This is a genomic window from Actinoplanes sp. NPDC019969 (assembly GCF_055562375.1).
In genome coordinates this window covers 38494-55048 of record NZ_JBVHFK010000014.1, presented here as the reverse complement: position 1 = coordinate 55048, position 16555 = coordinate 38494, and the positions used below count along the sequence as shown (strand labels likewise).

20 protein-coding genes and 1 tRNA gene are annotated in these 16555 nt (G+C 69.5%); 8 read left to right on the top strand and 13 right to left on the bottom strand.

Annotation, left to right across the window (positions count from 1 at the left end):
- Positions 1-24: 24 nt before the first annotated feature.
- The 6 genes from ACZ3II_RS34990 to ACZ3II_RS34965 are packed head-to-tail and all read right to left on the bottom strand — an operon-like array spanning position 25 to position 5607.
- Positions 25-1587, bottom strand: coding sequence for a SpoIIE family protein phosphatase (locus tag ACZ3II_RS34990; RefSeq protein WP_465523470.1), 1563 nt, complete (start codon positions 1585-1587; stop codon positions 25-27).
- Positions 1584-2927 carry an ATP-binding protein gene (locus ACZ3II_RS34985; RefSeq protein WP_465523468.1) on the bottom strand — a complete coding sequence of 448 codons (1344 nt, stop codon included), beginning with the start codon at positions 2925-2927 and terminating at the stop codon, positions 1584-1586. Before ACZ3II_RS34985 ends, ACZ3II_RS34990 begins: the two co-directional genes overlap by 4 nt.
- A complete protein-coding gene (locus tag ACZ3II_RS34980) occupies positions 2924-3955 on the bottom strand; it encodes a SpoIIE family protein phosphatase (protein WP_465523918.1) in 1032 nt (343 codons plus the stop codon). Before ACZ3II_RS34980 ends, ACZ3II_RS34985 begins: the two co-directional genes overlap by 4 nt.
- Positions 3952-4356 (bottom strand): ATP-binding protein, encoded by a 405-nt coding sequence (locus tag ACZ3II_RS34975; protein WP_465523466.1) that lies wholly within the window; start codon positions 4354-4356, stop codon positions 3952-3954. The genes ACZ3II_RS34980 and ACZ3II_RS34975 overlap by 4 nt, the downstream gene beginning before the upstream one ends.
- A complete protein-coding gene (locus tag ACZ3II_RS34970) occupies positions 4353-4772 on the bottom strand; it encodes an STAS domain-containing protein (protein WP_465523464.1) in 420 nt (139 codons plus the stop codon). Before ACZ3II_RS34970 ends, ACZ3II_RS34975 begins: the two co-directional genes overlap by 4 nt.
- A gap of 1 nt (position 4773) precedes the next feature.
- Complete coding sequence (locus ACZ3II_RS34965) at positions 4774-5607, bottom strand: STAS domain-containing protein (protein ID WP_465523462.1); 834 nt, start codon at positions 5605-5607, stop codon at positions 4774-4776.
- Positions 5608-5773: 166 nt separating this feature from the next.
- Between ACZ3II_RS34965 and ACZ3II_RS34960 the strand changes: the two genes are divergently transcribed.
- From ACZ3II_RS34960 to ACZ3II_RS34950, 3 genes are all read left to right on the top strand, one after another.
- Positions 5774-6127, top strand: coding sequence for an STAS domain-containing protein (locus ACZ3II_RS34960; RefSeq protein ID WP_465523460.1), 354 nt, complete (start codon positions 5774-5776; stop codon positions 6125-6127).
- Positions 6128-6219: 92 nt separating this feature from the next.
- Positions 6220-6672, top strand: a complete 453-nt coding sequence (mscL, locus tag ACZ3II_RS34955; protein ID WP_465523916.1) for a large conductance mechanosensitive channel protein MscL — start codon at positions 6220-6222, stop codon at positions 6670-6672.
- A 54-nt stretch (positions 6673-6726) separates the two neighbouring features.
- Complete coding sequence (locus tag ACZ3II_RS34950; RefSeq protein ID WP_465523458.1) at positions 6727-6960, top strand: hypothetical protein; 234 nt, start codon at positions 6727-6729, stop codon at positions 6958-6960.
- A 1-nt stretch (position 6961) separates the two neighbouring features.
- On the opposite strand, the gene ACZ3II_RS34945 is transcribed toward ACZ3II_RS34950, so the two are convergent.
- A complete protein-coding gene (locus tag ACZ3II_RS34945; RefSeq protein WP_465523456.1) occupies positions 6962-7750 on the bottom strand; it encodes a zf-HC2 domain-containing protein in 789 nt (262 codons plus the stop codon).
- 124 nt (positions 7751-7874) lie between these two features.
- A complete protein-coding gene (locus ACZ3II_RS34940) occupies positions 7875-8471 on the bottom strand; it encodes a CGNR zinc finger domain-containing protein (RefSeq protein WP_465523454.1) in 597 nt (198 codons plus the stop codon).
- Between the two features lie 99 nt (positions 8472-8570).
- Here ACZ3II_RS34940 and ACZ3II_RS34935 point away from each other — a divergent pair, with 99 nt between their 5' ends.
- Complete coding sequence (locus tag ACZ3II_RS34935) at positions 8571-9350, top strand: L,D-transpeptidase family protein (protein ID WP_465523452.1); 780 nt, start codon at positions 8571-8573, stop codon at positions 9348-9350.
- Positions 9351-9354: 4 nt separating this feature from the next.
- On the opposite strand, the gene ACZ3II_RS34930 is transcribed toward ACZ3II_RS34935, so the two are convergent.
- Both ACZ3II_RS34930 and ACZ3II_RS34925 read right to left on the bottom strand, forming a co-directional pair.
- Positions 9355-9750, bottom strand: a complete 396-nt coding sequence (locus ACZ3II_RS34930) for a hypothetical protein (RefSeq protein ID WP_465523450.1) — start codon at positions 9748-9750, stop codon at positions 9355-9357.
- Between the two features lie 191 nt (positions 9751-9941).
- On the bottom strand, positions 9942-10493 hold the full coding sequence (locus ACZ3II_RS34925) for a TetR/AcrR family transcriptional regulator (protein WP_465523448.1): 552 nt from the start codon (positions 10491-10493) through the stop codon (positions 9942-9944).
- A gap of 82 nt (positions 10494-10575) precedes the next feature.
- Between ACZ3II_RS34925 and ACZ3II_RS34920 the strand changes: the two genes are divergently transcribed.
- The 4 genes from ACZ3II_RS34920 to ACZ3II_RS34905 all read left to right on the top strand — a co-directional run bounded on the left by ACZ3II_RS34920 (position 10576) and on the right by ACZ3II_RS34905 (position 14217).
- Positions 10576-11499: an SDR family NAD(P)-dependent oxidoreductase gene (locus ACZ3II_RS34920; RefSeq protein ID WP_465523446.1), complete on the top strand. Its 924-nt coding sequence runs from the start codon at positions 10576-10578 to the stop codon at positions 11497-11499.
- 75 nt (positions 11500-11574) lie between these two features.
- Positions 11575-12747 (top strand): calcium-binding protein, encoded by a 1173-nt coding sequence (locus ACZ3II_RS34915; protein ID WP_465523444.1) that lies wholly within the window; start codon positions 11575-11577, stop codon positions 12745-12747.
- Between the two features lie 196 nt (positions 12748-12943).
- Complete coding sequence (locus tag ACZ3II_RS34910; RefSeq protein WP_465523442.1) at positions 12944-13498, top strand: SigE family RNA polymerase sigma factor; 555 nt, start codon at positions 12944-12946, stop codon at positions 13496-13498.
- Between the two features lie 2 nt (positions 13499-13500).
- Positions 13501-14217, top strand: a complete 717-nt coding sequence (locus ACZ3II_RS34905; RefSeq protein WP_465523440.1) for a hypothetical protein — start codon at positions 13501-13503, stop codon at positions 14215-14217.
- A 283-nt stretch (positions 14218-14500) separates the two neighbouring features.
- Here ACZ3II_RS34905 and ACZ3II_RS34900 read toward each other — a convergent pair whose 3' ends face one another.
- From ACZ3II_RS34900 to ACZ3II_RS34890, 3 genes are all read right to left on the bottom strand, one after another.
- Complete coding sequence (locus tag ACZ3II_RS34900; RefSeq protein WP_465523438.1) at positions 14501-14686, bottom strand: hypothetical protein; 186 nt, start codon at positions 14684-14686, stop codon at positions 14501-14503.
- 86 nt (positions 14687-14772) lie between these two features.
- Positions 14773-14841 (bottom strand) — tRNA-Lys (locus tag ACZ3II_RS34895).
- A 574-nt stretch (positions 14842-15415) separates the two neighbouring features.
- Complete coding sequence (locus ACZ3II_RS34890; RefSeq protein ID WP_465523436.1) at positions 15416-16516, bottom strand: HEAT repeat domain-containing protein; 1101 nt, start codon at positions 16514-16516, stop codon at positions 15416-15418.
- Positions 16517-16555 lie beyond the last annotated feature (39 nt).

Sequence of the window (16555 nt, the reverse complement as noted above, 5' to 3'; positions counted from 1 at the left end):
TTTCCGGTGTGTGGAGTTCGGCCGCTATTCGCGCCCGAACTCCACACCGTTTCGGCGGACCGCGACGACGGCGATGTCGTCCGCCTGCTCCCTGGCTCCGGCGAGCTGGGTGAGCAGGCGGCGGCAGAACGCGTCTAGGTCCGGCTCGACGGTGGCGGCCCGGTCCGCCAGCGCCCGCAGCCCTTCGTCGATGTCGATGTCCCGGCGCTCGATCAGACCGTCGGTGTAGAGCACCAGGGTTCCGCCGGGCGGCAGGACGTACTCCACCTCGGCCCGGCGGGGCGCGGCGATGCCGAGCAGCGCCCCGCGCGGCTCCAGGAACCGCACCTCGCCGTCCACGTGCACCAGCGGCGGCAGGTGCCCGGCCGTCGCCATCCGGATCAGGCCGGTCGCCGGTTCCAGGGTGAGCAGGCACAGGGTCGCCGAGTCGGCCGGCAGCACGGTCCGCATGAACCGGTTGACCAGCTCCAGCACCGCACCCGGCGAGTGCCCCTCGATGGCGTAGGCGCGGACCGCGTGCCGGATCTCCGCCATCACGGTCGCCGCGTGCAGCGAGTGCCCGGCCACGTCGCCGATCGCCACCAGCAGCCGGTCGCCGACCACGGTCAGCTCGTAGAAGTCGCCGCCCACCTCGGTCTGCGCGCCGGCCGGCTCGTAGAGCACGCCCAGGTCCAGGCCGGGCACCTCGGGCAGCCGGGACTGCAGGAGGCTGCGCTGCAGGGTGACCGCGACCCGGTGTTCCTCGTCGAAGGAGCGCTGCGCCTCCACCGCGGCCGCGACGGCCTGGGAGAGCTGGCGGAGCACCGGGAAGCCGGCCATCTGCGTGCTGCCCGGGACGGCGACGTAGACCGGTGGCCGGTCGGCGCGCAGCCGGGCCGCCCCGACCGCGACCGTCTCGCCGGCCGGCCAGTCGACCACGTTCCAGGCGGCCGCCTCGTCGGCGCGTACCAGCGATCCGACGGTCACCGGCTCCGGGGGGACAGCCCATCGGCGTACCTCCGGAGGGTTGCCCACCGCGGCCAGGCTCTCGCCCTCGGAGGTCTCCGCGACCACCGCCACCGGGCCGCCGAAGATGTTCCAGGCGCCGTCCGCGGCCGCCGACAGCAGAGCCGGCAGGGTGGCCGCCGAGTTGATCGCCAGGGTGGTCTCGGCGAGCTTGACCATCCGGGCGGCCAGCAGCTCGGCGCGTTGCCGGGCACGGTAGTAGCGCAGGACGGCCTGCACTGTCGCGATCAGCTCGTCCGGCTCGATCGGCTCGACCAGGTAGGCGTCGGCGCCGCGGTTGAGTCCCTGGGTCCGGTCGTTGACGTCCACGGCGTGCGCGGACACGTGGATCACCGGCAGTACCCCGTACCGGGGATCGGTCTTGATCTGTTCGCAGACCTCGAAGCCGCTCATGTCCGGCAGCTTCACGTCCAGCACGACCAGGTCGATCTCGGTTTCCAGCAGGCGGGTCAGCGCCTCCCCGCCGGTCTCCGCCTCGCGGACCGTGAAACCGGCCCGGCTGAGCCAGCTCACCAGCAGATAGCGCTTCGTGGCGCTGTCGTCGACGACCAGCAGGGTGGCGGGAACGCGCGATTCGGTCATGACGTGATCGGCAGCCGGAGGGTGAAGATGCTGCCCTCACCGGGGGCGGAGTCGACCCGCAGGCCGCCGCCGAGGATGCCGGCCAGCCGCCGCGCGTAGGGCAGGCCGAGGCCGGTGCCCTTGCCGCTCACCGGTTTGCTGCCGGGCACCTGGTAGAACTCCTCGAAGATGCGTTCCTGCAGCTCCGGTGGGATGCCGGTGCCGGTGTCGGCGACCACGAACTCGGCGTCGCCGTCGATCGGGCGGACGCTGAGCCGGACCGATCCGGTCTCGGTGAACTTCAGCGCGTTGGTCAGCAGATTGCGCAGCACCTGGGCGAGCAGCACCTCGTCGGAGCGCAGCACCGGCACGGCCGGCTCGTCGACCACGAAGTCGACCTCGGGCCGGGTGACCATCGGCCGCAGCGTGCCGCGCAACTGGCCGAACATCGCCTTGAGGTCCACCTCTGACCAGTTCGGCTCGATCCGGCCGGCCTCCGCCTTGGCCAGGTCGAGCAGGCCGTTGACCAGGGTGAGCAGGTCGCTGGCCGAGGTGCGGATCAGATCCACCTGGCGGCCCTGCTCGCTGGTGAGTTCGTCCGAGCCGGAGTCGGTGAGCAGCCGGCCCAGGCCGATGATCGCGGTGACCGGGGCGCGCAGCTCGTGGCTGACGTTGGCCAGGAAGCGGCTCTTCGCCTCGCTGGCCGCCCGCAGTTGCGCCGACTTCTCGTCCAGCTCGGCGTAGAGCGCGACCACACCGCGGTTGGTCTCCTCCAGCTCCTGGGAGAGCTGGTTGTAGAGGGCCATCACCCCACGGTTGGTCTCCTCCAGCTCGGCGTTGAGCCGGGCCAGGTCGTCGCGTTGCGCGCGCACCTCGTTGAGGGCCGCGATCAACTGCTGGTTCTGTACGGCCAGCTCGTCCAGCGGGGTGCCGGGCACGTGGTTGGCCAGACCGTCGCGTATCTCGTCCATCCGATCAGGCGTCAGCCGGGGAGCGCCCGAGGGCAATCGCCGCGCCATCCGCACGACAGTCCGGGACCCACCATCGTCGACCTCCATCGTGTCGACCAGGCGGCCGACCTGCTGTAACTGCTCAGCGAGCCGGCCCGTCTCCCCGACGCCCGGCTGCGCCATCGTCACGAGCAGCGTAGGTACCCCGATCGGCTCGACGCTGAACGCAACGTCCGTCTCCCGGCCCGAGGCGAGCAGCACCCGGCCCACCTCGCTGAGCGCGGTGGCCACGCGGGTCTGGTCCTGCGTCTCCAGTCCGACCGCGCGGGCCACCTCACGCCCTCGCTGCCGCACCACGAAGATGTCCTGCTCGACCCGCAGGCGCATACGCATCAGCGGCACAGCGGTCATCGGACTCGCGCCACCAGCACACCGGCGTCGTCCCGGCGGGTCCCGGCGTCGCGCAGCACGGTCGCGGCGATCACCTCGGGCGTGTGGGTCAGCAGGCCCGGATAGTCGGCTTGATTCCACCGGTCGACCAGCCCGTCGGTGTGCATCAGCACCACCGCGCCGGGGGCGAGCGGGTACTCGTACTCCCGGATCTGCCGCCGCTGGTGACCGGCGATGCCGGGCATCGAGACCATGCCGCGCCGGCCGCCGTCCGGCGCCAGCACCGTGCCGGAGATGTTGCCCAGACCCGCGTAGCGCACCACACCGGCGTCCGTGTCGAGATCGGCGACGGCCAGCGCGGCGCCCCGGGTGTGCCCGAGAGCCCGGTGCAGAGCCTCCACCACCTGCGCCGGTGGCACGGCGGGTGCTTTCTGGAACGCCCGGACCGCCTCGTGCGACGCGGCGGCGGCCAGGCCGCCGTGCCCGAGCCCGTCGCTCACCAGCATCTGCCGCCGGCCCTCGGAGACGCGGACCGCGACCGCGTCGCCGCTCACCGTCTCCCCGGTCAGCGGCCGGGTCAGCCCGGCGCCCCAGGCCGGCTCCGGTGCGGTCGCCGGCCAGACCTGGACGGTCATCACGGTGCCCTTGCCCGGCACCGAGTGCAGGTCCCACCGGCTGGCCTGGCGCAGGATCGCCCCGAAGCCGATGCCCAGGGTCCCGGCGGTGGAGTGCCCGTCACCGATCGACCGCTGCACGTCGAGCATTCCAGGCCCGCTGTCGACCATGATCAACTCGACGCCGGCCTGGTCTCCGGACCGCACCGCCCGCACCAGGACAGTGCCCTGATCAGCGTGCTTGACCAGGTTCCCACTCGCCTCGGCGGCGACGATGGAGAGGTCCGCGACACGGTTCTCCGGCAGGGCCAGGTCAGTGGCCAGGCGTTCAGCGGCCCGGCGCACGGCAGAGGCCGCTCCCGGCTCCTCCACCCGGAACCAGACCCCTTCACCCAGGAGTCCTTCGGGTAGGGACGCCACCGCGCCTCCGCTCATCGGCACCACTTGACGATCGTAATGGTCGTACCCTTGCCCGGTTCGGTGTCGATCTCGAACTCGTCCACGAGGCGACGTGCGCCACTGAGCCCCAGCCCCAGACCGCCACCGGTGGTGTAGCCGTCGGTGAGCGCCAGCTCCAGGTCGACGATGCCCGGCCCCTGGTCGGCGAAGACGATCCGGATGCCGCCCCGCCGGTCGTTGTGGACCCGGCTCACCTCGACCTCGCCGCCGCCACCGTAGACCAGCGTGTTGCGGGCCAGCTCGCTCGCGGCGGTGACGAGCTTCGTCTGGTCCACCAGGGACAGCTTCACCGCCACCGCGACCGTCCGCACCAGCTGCCGGACACGGACGACGTCCTGGTCGGTCGTCACCGGAAGGCGCTGGCTGTCCTCGCTCACGGCGCGGTTACCGCGGCCGGATCGGATCCGTCGTCGGCCGGATCGTCGTCGCCGATGGTGACCACCTCGCGCCGGCCGAGCAGCTCGATGCCCAGCTCGACGTTCAGGGCCGTACGGATACCGGGGAGGGAGAGGCCCAGCTCAACCAGGGTGATCGCCACCGCCGGGCGCATGCCGACCACCACGGTCTCGGCGTCCAGCACCCGGGAGACCGAGGCGATGGTGGCGAGCGTGCGCCCGACGAACGAGTCGACGATGTCGAGCGCGCTGATGTCGATGATCACGCCGTGCACGCCGGTCGCCACGATCCGCTCGGCGAGATCCTCCTGCAGTTGCAGGGCGACCTGGTCCTCCATGTCGATCTGGATGGAGACCAGGAGGATGTCACCGATCTTCAGGACCGGGACGCGCTCCACGTCAGCGCTCCCGCTTGTTCTGGCCGATGACGTAGCGCAACGCGTCGGCCAGGGACGCCTTGGTCGCGATGTCGCCGAACTCGATGCCGAGGGCGACGATGGTCTGCGCGATCTGCGGGCGGATGCCGGAGATGATGCAGTCGGCGCCCATCAGGCGGGCCGCCACCACGGTCTTGAGGATGTGCTGGGCGACCTGGGTGTCCACCGCCGGCACACCGGTGATGTCGATGATCGCGTACGGCGAGCTGGTGTCGACCAGGGTCTGCAGCAGGCGCTCCATCACCACCTGGGCGCGGGCCGAGTCCAGCGTGCCGACCAGCGGCACCGCCACCACGCCCTCCCACAGCTTCACCACCGGGGTGGAGAGCTCGAGCAGCTGCTCGGTCTGGTCGGCGATGATCGACTCGCGGACGCGCACGTAGGTGTCGAAGGTGAACAGGGCGGCCCGGTCCACGAACGAGGAGAAGGCCACGTAGTCCTTCAAGGCGGCGGCGTCGCTCTGGTCACCGAGCGTCTCCAGCACCGCCTCCTTGAGGGAGTAGACGCTGATCGCCGTCTCGGTGGCGGTGAAGCCCTGCCGGGCCCGCCCGTTGGACAGCTCGCTGAGCTGCGCCCGCAGCTCAGCCGCCGAGTCGTCACCCAGGTCGGTGGCCCCGCCCGCGAACGCCAACTGGAAGGCGCGCTGCAGGTCGGTCGTCTGCCGGCGCAACTCGGCGCTGCTCAACCTCCCCCGCAGGCCCACCGTGACCAGCTCGGTCCAGCGGGCCACCATGGGCTCCGCGTGACGGTTCAGCAGTTCGGCGAAGCGACTCGCCTCGTCCGGACTCAGCGACATCGCTGCTTCCTCCCACCACACGATCTGAGCGCAACGGCCGGACTTTACCATCAGCATGTTCGTTAGTTGCTGTAAGCCAAGTAACGGACACGGCTCGAAGACCCGTCCCGTTCTGCGCAGCACCGGGAACGTGGAGTACCGTTCAGCAATAACTGGAGGTCGGCGAATGTCCCTTACGGTACAAACGGAACAGCGCGGCGACATGGTCGTCGTGTCGGTCGATGGCGAACTCGACATGGCAACCGCCCCCCAGCTCCAGGATCAGATCAGTGACCTGCTGGAGAAGGGCCGGACCCGCCTGGTCTTCGACCTCGCCGAGGTGTCCTTCTGCGACTCGACCGGCCTGTCGGTCTTCGTCCGCGCGAAGAACAGCACCGACGACGCCGGCGGCACCGTCCGGCTGGCCGCCCCGCAGCGCGGCGTGCTCCGCATCCTCGAGGTGAGCGGGCTGGTCGAGGTGCTGCACACCTATCCCACGGTGGATGAGGCGGTCACCGCCGAGGAGCCTGCCCTCGACTGAGGCGCCGGTCGGCGTAGTTTGTCGTCGACCGGCGGCGGGCACCCCGTTGCCGGACTGCCAATCCGGCCCCCGGGAGTGTGTTCGTGAGCAAGATGTTCCAAGGCTTCAAAGACTTCATCATGCGCGGCAACGTCGTCGACCTCGCGGTCGGCGTCGTGATCGGCGCTGCCTTCACCACGGTCGTCACCAAATTCACCGACGCCTTCCTCAAGCCGCTCATCCAGCTGATGGGCGGCGGCAAGGGCGTCACCGCCGGCACGTGGGAAGTACGGGGCGTCGTCTTCGACTACGCGTCCTTCATCAACGCGCTGATCACCTTCATGCTGACCGCCGCGGTGCTGTACTTCCTGGTCGTCTTCCCGCTCAACAAGCTCGCCGAGCGCCGTCGCCGCGGTGAGGAGCCGCCGCCGAAGGCCCCCAGCGAGGAGGTCAAGCTGCTCACCGAGATCCGCGACGCGTTGCTGCGCGGCCAGGGTCACCAGGTCTCCAACAGCGCCCTCGACGAGGTGCTGGGCCGCAACCCGGAGCCCCCGCGCAACTACTGAAAAAAGATCCGCCCTCCCGGCACGGTTCGAACAGATGTTCGATACAGTGCCGGGATGGAGCAGCGTAAGCACTGGTGGAACGGCAAGTGGGGCCGCCTGGCCCGTAAGGACGTCTACTTACGGACCAGTGGCGATCAGTGGTATGTGGAGCAGCGCGCCGGCGGCTCCGAGGGCCCTTCCCACTTCTTCGAGTACGACAGCGAGGACGCGGCCTTCGACATGGTGCGTGCCCTGCTGGCCGGTCCCGACGAGTGGCGTGAGCTGTCGGTCCGCCCGGCGGATCGCTGACTCAGGCGACTCGCCGGTCCTCGTGCCGCGCGGTCAGCGGGCCGTGCGGTGGCGGTAGCAGCCGCAGCCCCGGCCGAGCTTCGTCCACCTCGGGGGTGAGGCCGTCGGAGGGTGCCGGGCTGTCGAAACGCGCCCGCCAGCCCGAGCCGACCCGCGCCCCGGGCGGTGCCCCCGCGCCGCCCACCCCGCGCGACAGAGCGACCACCAGCAGGTACCCCACGATCACGAAACCGTGGCCGACCAGCCTGGTCACGTCGACCCGCCCGCCGGTGAGGTCGGTGACCGAGATCAGCAGCAGCATCCCGACGAACGCGGTCAGCATCGGCAGCAGACCGGCCGGCCGGGTGCGGCGCAGCGCGATGAAGAGATAGCCCGCGCCCACCGCCACGTTCCACGCCGCCGACTCGTGCCACAGGTGGCCCTGGCTGGCGCTCAGCCCGTTGTGTGCGTGCCCGGCGCTGACTCCGCCACCGACCTGGGTCAGCCCGAGGATCAGTTGCACCGCGCCGACCAGCGCCAGCGCCACGTAGAGGAATGCCTGCACCGGCACCCGCCGGCGTCGCGGCACGGGCGCCTGCTGCGGTAGTGCGGCCAGGATGGCCGCGCTGAGATCCGGCACGTCCGGCACCGGGGCCGTCCGGGTCAGCCGGTTCACCGCCGCGGCCCGGTCCAGCCAGTCCCGGCAGCCGGCGCATCCGGCCAGGTGCTCGTCGACCAACGGGCGCAGCACCGGATCGTCCTCACCGTCCAGCTGCGCGGAGAGCATCTCGCGCCACCGCTCACATGCCATGACTCGATAGTCGCGCGTGCGGGGCGCCGAGTTCCCACCGGGTGGCCACCGATCTCATGAATTTCGCTGGCCGGGCCACCTGTGCCCAGAGAACCGGGCCGCCTGCGCCCAAAGAGCCGGGCCGTTACCGGTGGTCCTGGCCGAGCAGCCGGCGCCGCTCCCGGAACGCCCGCAGGTTCGCCGTGTTGCCGCAGGTGCTGACGTCGTGCCAGACACCGCTGTTGTTGCGGGAGGTGTCGAAGAAGGCGGCCCGGCACGCCTGGTTGTTGCAGAGTTTCAGCCGCGGCCAGAACCCCGCCTGCTGGGCCAGCAGCGCCTCGGCCCACAGCGCCGACGCCAGCCAGCGCACGCCCCGGCCGGTCGGCACCACCCGCACCCAGCCGGTCCCGTCCGGCACCAGGCTCACCTGCACGTCGGCCGGTGGCAGCGCGTGCTCCGGCTCGGGACTCGCCCCGGCGACCACGACGTATTCGAAGGCGGCCCGTAGCCGGCGCATCGAACGCAGATCGGCGGCGGAGAGCAGCAGGGTCGGCGCCGGCAGCCCGGAGACCCGCGACCAGAGGCCCAGCGCGTCGGTCACCCACCACTGGGCGTCCTCGGTGGTGGCGAGCAGATCCGGCGCGTACGGCATCGCGGCCCGGGTGTTCAGCAATTCCTGAACGAGGGCGAAACCGTTCGGCGCCTCCCGAACGCCGTGCCGCGCGCAGGCCTTCCATGACATATCCAAAGCCTACTCGGCTCTTTTAGCCCGATCACTCGCGCGGGTGGTCGATCGCCGTTAACAGGTGGACGGTCGTGAATGGGTATCTAGACTTCACCTGTGCGCAGAGCTCTGGCGACCGTGATCGCCGTCGTGGTGGCGGCGACGCTGGCAGCCGGGTGCGACTCCCCGTCGAAGGGCCCGGCCCGTTATTCGCCGTCGCCTTCGCCCGCCATATCGACGGTGCCGGCTCCTTCGGCGTACCCCTCAAGTCCGACCGCGGCCCCCGCCCTGCCGGAACGTCCCCCGAAACTGAAAAGCGGCGCCAAGGGCGCCGTGGTCCTGCAGTTGCAGCAGCGCCTCATCGAGCTGGGCTATTGGATCGGCAAGGCCGACGGGAAATTCGGCGGGACCACTCAGCAGGCGGTTTACGCGCTGCAGAAGGCGGCCGGCATCGGCCGCGACGGCACTGTCGGCCCGGCCACCTGGAAAGCCCTGGACCAGGGGGTACGCCCCGAGCCGCGCTCAAGCGACGGCGACCTTGTCGAGATCGACCTGAAGCGCCAGTTGCTGCTGCTGGTGGAGGGCGGGCGGGTGACCCAGGTCTTCAACACGTCCACCGGCTCCGGGGAGTACTACGAGCAGGAGGGCGAGACCTTCCTGGCCGACACCCCGCGCGGCAGGTTCACCGTGAGCCGCCAGATCGACGGCTGGCGCGATGCCCCGCTCGGCCTGCTCTGGCGCCCGAAGTATTTCAACGGCGGCATCGCCGTGCACGGCGCCCCTAGCGTGCCGCCCTATCCGGCGTCGCACGGCTGCGCCCGCGTCTCGGTCGCCGCGATGAACTGGCTGTGGTCTCACGACGCCATCCCGCTGAAGAGCCGGGTCTGGGTCTACTGACCGGTCACTGGATGGTCTCCAGGGTGCGCGGACGCCGGCGCGGGGCCGGGATGACCGGGGCGTAACCGGGCGGCCAGGCCGCGTTGTAGATCTCCGCGCAGAGCACCACACCGAGCCACGGCACCCACGGTCCGGCGATCTCCACCGTCCGGCCGCCGCGCGCGTCCACGGTGAGCGCCCAGTCCTCCGGGCGGGGCCGCAGCCCGCACACCGAGCGCAGCGAATACTCCTCGTCGCCCAGGATCAGGCGCTGGCTGGTGATCACCGCGAGCTTCCGTCCCGCACCGGTCACGTCGACGGGAAACCAGCCGTACTGCTTCTCCCCGGCCCGCAGCGGGATGGTCGGGCTCACCGGCGCCGGCCGCCCGCCCCGCTCCACGAGACCGGCCAACATGCTCATGGACCGGAATCCGGCCACGAGCTGCCCAGGGTCGTACACCGACAACACACTCTCCGTTCGCAAGACCGCACGGAACGCGGTCACCTCGAAACCCTGGCATGTTCGCGCCTCGCTGACCACCGAATACACGCCTTCGGTCAGCCCGAAATTTCCGACGTTCCCGGTTAACCCGACCGTGTTCGCCGCCCGCCTCAGGGCCGGAGCCCGCGCATCATGATCTCCAGATAGCGGTCGAGGGCGCCCGGGCCGGCGTCGCCTCCGCTGGTCATCGCGTAGCGGATTCCGCAGGTCAGACGCCGCAGGTCGTCGGGGATGACATCGGCCCGGATCGCGCCCTCGGCACGGGCCCGGTCCAGCACCTGCTGGGCCGCCGCCATCAGCTCGGCGAGCAGCCCACCGGCTTCCGCGCACGCCACCTCGCCGGAGGCGAGCACGTCGGCGAGCGCCGGATCGGCGAGCTGGCCCCGCAAGGTGGCCCCGATCAGGCCGGCCAGTCCGGCGCCGGCGTCCGGGGCCGTCGCGGCCGCCCGGGCCCGCTGGACGAGATCGCGGAAGCTCTCCGCGGCCAGCGCCTCGAGCAGCGCCTGCCGGGTGGCGAAGTGCCGGTACATCGTGCCGACGCCGACGCCCGCGTCCTTGGCCACGGCGTTCATCGGCAACTCCAGGTCACCGGCGGCGACCCGGGTCCGGGCGGCGGCGAGCATGCGGGCGCGTACACGGGCGGAGTCTGCGCGGAGTGTCACACGCAGAGGATAGTTCATCCGTTCTCATGCTACGGTCGACTCCGAGCGGATAAGTTATCCGATCTGACGAAGGGGGACGACCATGGCCGTGAACTGGAGCTTCGACGACATCCCGAACCAGGACGGGCGCACCGTGCTGGTGACCGGAGCGAGCAGCGGACTGGGCCTGATCCTGACCCGGGAACTGGCCCGCCGCGGCGCTTCGGTGATCATGGCGGTGCGCGACACGGCGAAGGCCGACCGGGCCCGCGCCGGCCTGACCGGCGACATCGAGGTGCGGAGGGTCGACCTCGGCGACCTGACCTCGGTACGCGCCTTCGCCGACCGGATGCACGCCGACGGCCGCGCCCTCGACGTGCTGGTCAACAATGCCGGCATCGGCGCGCAACAGCGAGAACTGAGCCCACAGGGGTACGAGTTGACGTTCGCCACCAACCACCTCGGCGCCTTCGCTCTGACCGGGACCCTGCTCGACCTCTTCCGCCCCGGTCACGACCCGCGCGTCGTGACGGTCACGTCCGACTTCTACCGGCGCATCAAGATCCGCAACCCGTTCACCGACCTGGCCGCCGCCGGCCGCTGGTCATCGGCGCGGGCCTACACCGAGAGCAAACTCGCCAACATCGTCTTCGGCGTCGAGCTGGACCGCCGGCTGAGCCGCTCCGGCAGCCCTGTGCGCAGCCTCGTCGCCCACCCCGGCATGGCCACCACCCCCATGCACGACACCGCTCGCGGCGTGCTTCAGAAAACCTTCCTGCTGATCGGTACGAGACTCTTGGCACGTACCGCCGAACAGGGCACCTTGCCCCTCGCCTTCGCCGCCACCAGCCCCGACGCCCGCCCCGGCGTGGCCATCGGCCCCGGCAACCGGAGGACCGACCTGCGGGTGCACTCCGCGCCGCTCGCCGCGCCCGCCGACGACCCGGCCCTCGCCGCCCGCCTGTGGGAGGTCTCCGAACAGGCGACCGGAGTCCACTACCTCAGCGAACCGGTCCCCGCCACGTGACGTCGATACGGATTCGTTCTACCATCATCGCACTCGCGGCCGTCCACAGCCGCCGGGTCCCGGGGGAGGATCCACGTGCAGCGCACCTTTCGGCCGGTTCAGATCGGTCTGGCTCTCGTCACCGTCGCGGCGACCGGCGCCTTCGCGGGACCGGCCGCGGCGGCATCCTACGGCTCCACCACCGCCGCCGCCGGCGCCACGGTGTGGTTCAACGCCGAGACCCCGGCGAGCAATCATCTGGTGATCACCCGCTCCGGGCGGACCGTCATCCTTGACGACCGGGTGGAGATCGCGCCAGGCCCCGGTTGCCAACGGGTCCCCGGCGACAAGACGAGGGTCCGCTGCACCACCCCCAACACGCCCACAGTGGTGGCCGTCAAGCTGCGCGAATACAACGACACCGTGATCAACAAGAGCGACCTGCGGCTGAAGGCCGAAGGCGGACCGGGCGCCGACCTGATCGTCGGCGGGCCGAAAGCCGACGAGCTCGACGGTGACGGCTTCTGCGTCGAGACCGGCAACGACAAGATCTACGGCGGCGGCGGGAACGACTGGATCGACGGGGACAACGGCTCCGACCTGATCTCCGGCGGCGACGGTGACGACCACCTGATCGGTGAGGACTCCTGCATCGGCGGCCCGGGCCGTCCCGGCAACGACTGGATCGACGGCGGCAACGGCCACGACCTGCTGCAGGGCAGCGGCGGCAACGACCAGTTGTACGGCCAGAACGGCAACGACGGTCTCACCGGTGACCAGGGCCGCGACGTGATCGTCGCCGGCGCGGGCGACGACTGGCTCACCGACGACACCGCCGAGGCGCCGGTCGCGGCGGACGTGGTGCGCGGCGGGCCCGGGGTGGACCGGCTCGACTACTCCTACCGCACCAAAGGTGTCCGGGTCGACCTGGACGGCGCGACCGGTGATGACGGCGCGGCCGGGGAAGGCGACACCATCGGCGCCGACATCGAGATCCTCAACGGCACCGACGGCAACGACATCCTCATCGGCGGCAACACAGCCACCGAGATCAACGGTTACGGCGGCGACGACCTGATCGGCGGCGGCGCCGGCGACGACCAGCTCAACGGCTGGGACGGCAACGACCGGATCTGGGGCTTCGCCGGCCGGGACACGATCACGTCGTCCGCCGGCGTCAACTACATCGACGCCGGCCCGGACAGCGACCTGTGCTACCGCAACGTCAACGACACCGTGCTCGCCTGCGAGGACATCCGGCCCTGGTGAACCGTCGCTACATCACCGCGCGGCCGGCAGCCGGCGCGGTGATGCCCGCCGGGGACGACGCCGCCGTGTAGACCCGGTCCGGGACCGCCCGACAGGGAACCTACCGGTGGACGCCCTGCCGCACGTCTCACGTGGTCCCGGCGAGTGACACTGCGATCATGCAACCTCGCCGCCGCCCTCGCCGGTCTACCCGGACGTGAGAGCAGACAGAGGCTCGGGCAACACCGAGCATGACGGCCAGTTCGCCGGCTTCGTGGCCGAGCAACGTGGCCGGATGTTGTACACCGCGCGGTTGCTGACCGCCGGTGACACCTTCCTCGCCGAGGACCTCGTCCAGACCGCGCTGACGAAGCTCTACATCTCGTGGGCGGCGTTCCGGCGGGCCGACAATCCGGACGCCTACGTGCGGCGGGCCCTCTTCAACGCGCTGATCGACGAGCGCAAGCGGATCTGGCGGCGGCACGAGCGGCCGGTCGCGGACGTCCCGGAGCAGGCCGGCCAGCCCGCCGTACCGGACGAGGCCGACCCGGAACTGGCCCGGGCCCTCGGCGAACTGCCACCGCGGATGCGCGCGGCTGTCGTCTTCCGCTTCGTCCACGACATGACCGTGACCGACACGGCCCAGGCGCTGGGCTGCTCGGCCGGCACGGTGAAGAGCCAGACAGCGCGGGCTCTCGACAAACTGCGGGCCGCACTCGGGCAGCCCGCCATCGCACCCCGATTCTCCGAACAACCACAGGGAGTGAACTGACCATGGATCTGCACACCAGACTCGAGCGTTTCGGCGGTCCCATCGAGGCCGCCTCCGCGGACACCATCGCCGGCGACGTGGAACGCGGGCAGCGGGCCCTGCGCCGCCGCCGCACCTTCCAGACCACCGCGGTGACCGCGTTCGGGGTGGCCGCGATGGTCGCCGCCATCTCCGTCACCGGCGCGGTCACCGGCACCACGCCGTCCGGACCCGCCGTCGCCGGGAGCGCCCCGGCCGCCGTCACTTCTCCGGCCGCGCGGGTCAAGCTGGTCAACTACACCGGCGCGCAGCCGAAGTGGTTCACCATCGACAAGGTGCCGGAGGGCTTCTTCGTGCAGGGGGACGACGAGGGCGGCCTGACGATCGCCCCGGAAGCGGTCAGGAACACGCCCCCGAGCGCCGGCCCGTCCACGGACCCGCGGTACGACCCGAGCTCCCTCACCGGCAAGATCGCCATCTATCTGGAGCCGACCTGGTACCGCGAGGGCAGCGACGACGGCGAGCAGCTCACGGTCGGCGGATTCCCGGCGGTCCTGCACGGCACCGCCCCGCAACAGCTGATGATCCGGGTGTCACCGAAGGTCTACGCCACCATCCAGGCCGATGTCCCCCTGACCCGGGAACAGCTGATCGAACTCGGCGCCGGCCTGCACGTGCGCAAGGAAGCCGTCGACCGGATGGCCGCGGCGACCGGCAACACCGAGAAGACCGGCAAGTAACCCTCTGACCAGGATCCGTCTCGGCCGGTCCGGCTGCCGGCGTTGCTGTACTTCACTGCCGTACAGCAACGCCGGCCTGCACCTCGTCGAGGGCGACCCGAGCGCGGCCAGCAACGGTCTGACGCGCTTATGCACGTCACACGCACGGCCGACGACTGCTGATCGATGGAGCCCGCCCGCGGTTCCGGCTTCCACGGACTCTTCGCGTCTTCACGAAAGGCCACCTGGTCCATCGAGGCGTCGAGCACGACCAGCCGGGCTCGCGCAGCGCTTTGATCACTGATTACCGGCACATCGCGCCGGCGTGCCGGGACACCCGGCCGTCTCCACGATCCACGCACAGCTCGCTCGTCGAGCGGTCGACCCAGTACGCCTGCCCGGCGTCGACGAAAGTCGGCTCCTCCAGGTGGAACCACCGGCCGACCGTGTCGACGAGCACCAGCCGATCAGCGATCACGCGCTCGGCCATCACGCCTCCCAAGCCGGGCTGCTGTACGACCCTCGGAAACAGAACTGGTCAGCACCGGGAACCCGACGCTGACCAGTGACGAACAGTGGGCCGCCAGGGACTCGAACCCTGAACCTATGGATTAAAAGTCCGCAGGTCCGGTCCCATTCTGGCCCACTTTAAGAATTGGACTTAATACTCGCACAGTCCGACCCCATCCGGCTACATCATGACCCGTCCGTGTTTCATGATTGGGCCTCGCAAGGTGCTTGATCGCGAAAGTCCGGCGAGGTCCGGGCACGTCCGCCCTGGTTACAGGACATCCGAGCGACCACGGAGCGACCACGGTCGCCGTCGCGCGGGGTAGACCGCATCACCCGCGCCACGGGACCCGGCGGCCAAATCTGTCGGGCTCTTCTGCCGTCAATTTCGAGCCGAATCGCCGGATTCTTCAGGTGAGCGTATGCGTATCGGCGGGCGAGGGTAGGCAGCAGGCGAGGAGGCGGGCACTGATGGCGGCAGTGCCCGTACATCAGCGGATGAGTCGACCGTCTCGGGTTGAGATGAGTAAGCCGCGGCGGCGCGCGGCAAAAATTTGGTATTTGCGGGCCAGGCTGCAAGACCTTGCATTCAGTACCTGGGTACAGGCTTACCGCCGTCTTACGGCCGCCACTGAACCGGTATGGGTACTCGAGGCGTGCACCCCGCCCGCCGTTGAGCAGCCGTTACGGCTCACCCTAAGATGAACAGTCAGTGCCAGCCGATTCCAGACCAAGCCAATAGCGCGTCACCCTCGCCCGGAAGCCCGAATTGGCTCAATATCGATTTGACGTGTCCACCGTCGCGCCATACTTGAGCGTAAACGAGGGCGCGCACAGCAGCCTGCTGCAAACCGGACAGATCAGAGAAAGCCGTTTCAGGGGGCATGGACCCAGACGGAAAAGCCGTGTCCAGCAATATGCCGATCAACATTGATCGATCTATGCCAGTGGCAGCATTTTCACGAATGCGCAAAGCGAGAATATCAATCCGGTCGATGGCAATCGACTCGTCAAGGTTATTTAGGGCAAGAGCGGCCAAACCTGCCATATCACCATCTAGAAACGGCCAGTTTAGGACTTGCTCCTCGGCCTCGACGAGACACTCGTATACCTGCTCGAGGATAGACCGGTCGGGCCGTTCAAGGATGCGCGTCAACGCGATGGCGGCCGCCCACCGCTCCGGCGGCAATTGGCTATGACGGCGAGCTTCTAGGGCATTGAGCAATCCAGCGTCAGTGGAAGTACCGCCGACGTAAGCTGCAGCCACCGAAGCAACCGCAGCAATCTCGACTGTTTCCTTTGGCTCGGACTCGATAAGGCGAATGAGTGCCGGGATGATCGTGTCCCGATCTTCGGGAAAGTAGGCCAGGAGATGGGCAGCGTGCAAACGAACTGCCGGGTTCTCTGATTCTAACAGTAGAAGATATACCGGAACACCGAGGCGAACTGCATCGTACGCCTCCATATCTAACTGCGCAGCCTCACGGTCAAGTTCTACGTCATGAATCGAAGCGCTGATTTCCCTGGCGCTTTTCTCTTCCTCGTCTTGGGCTGCGGCAACCCAAGCGGACTTTTCTTCTTGCAATTCGGTCCGGCTGAGAAGGCGACGACGTTCGACCTCAGCGCGTTCTGTCGTAGGGTCAGGTTGTTCGGTAAGCCAGTAGCTTTCATCTCCGATGGCAATCGCCCGTAGAAGCTGACAGGCGCCGAATCGATCCGGAGCTGCCGGATCCACGACTACATCGATAAGAAACGGAACCGCGGCAACGCTTGCTCTGGAGCGAGAACCCTGATCTACGAGCTGACGCACCAGAAATCTATAGGCATGAGGACGGAGTTCGTGATCTTC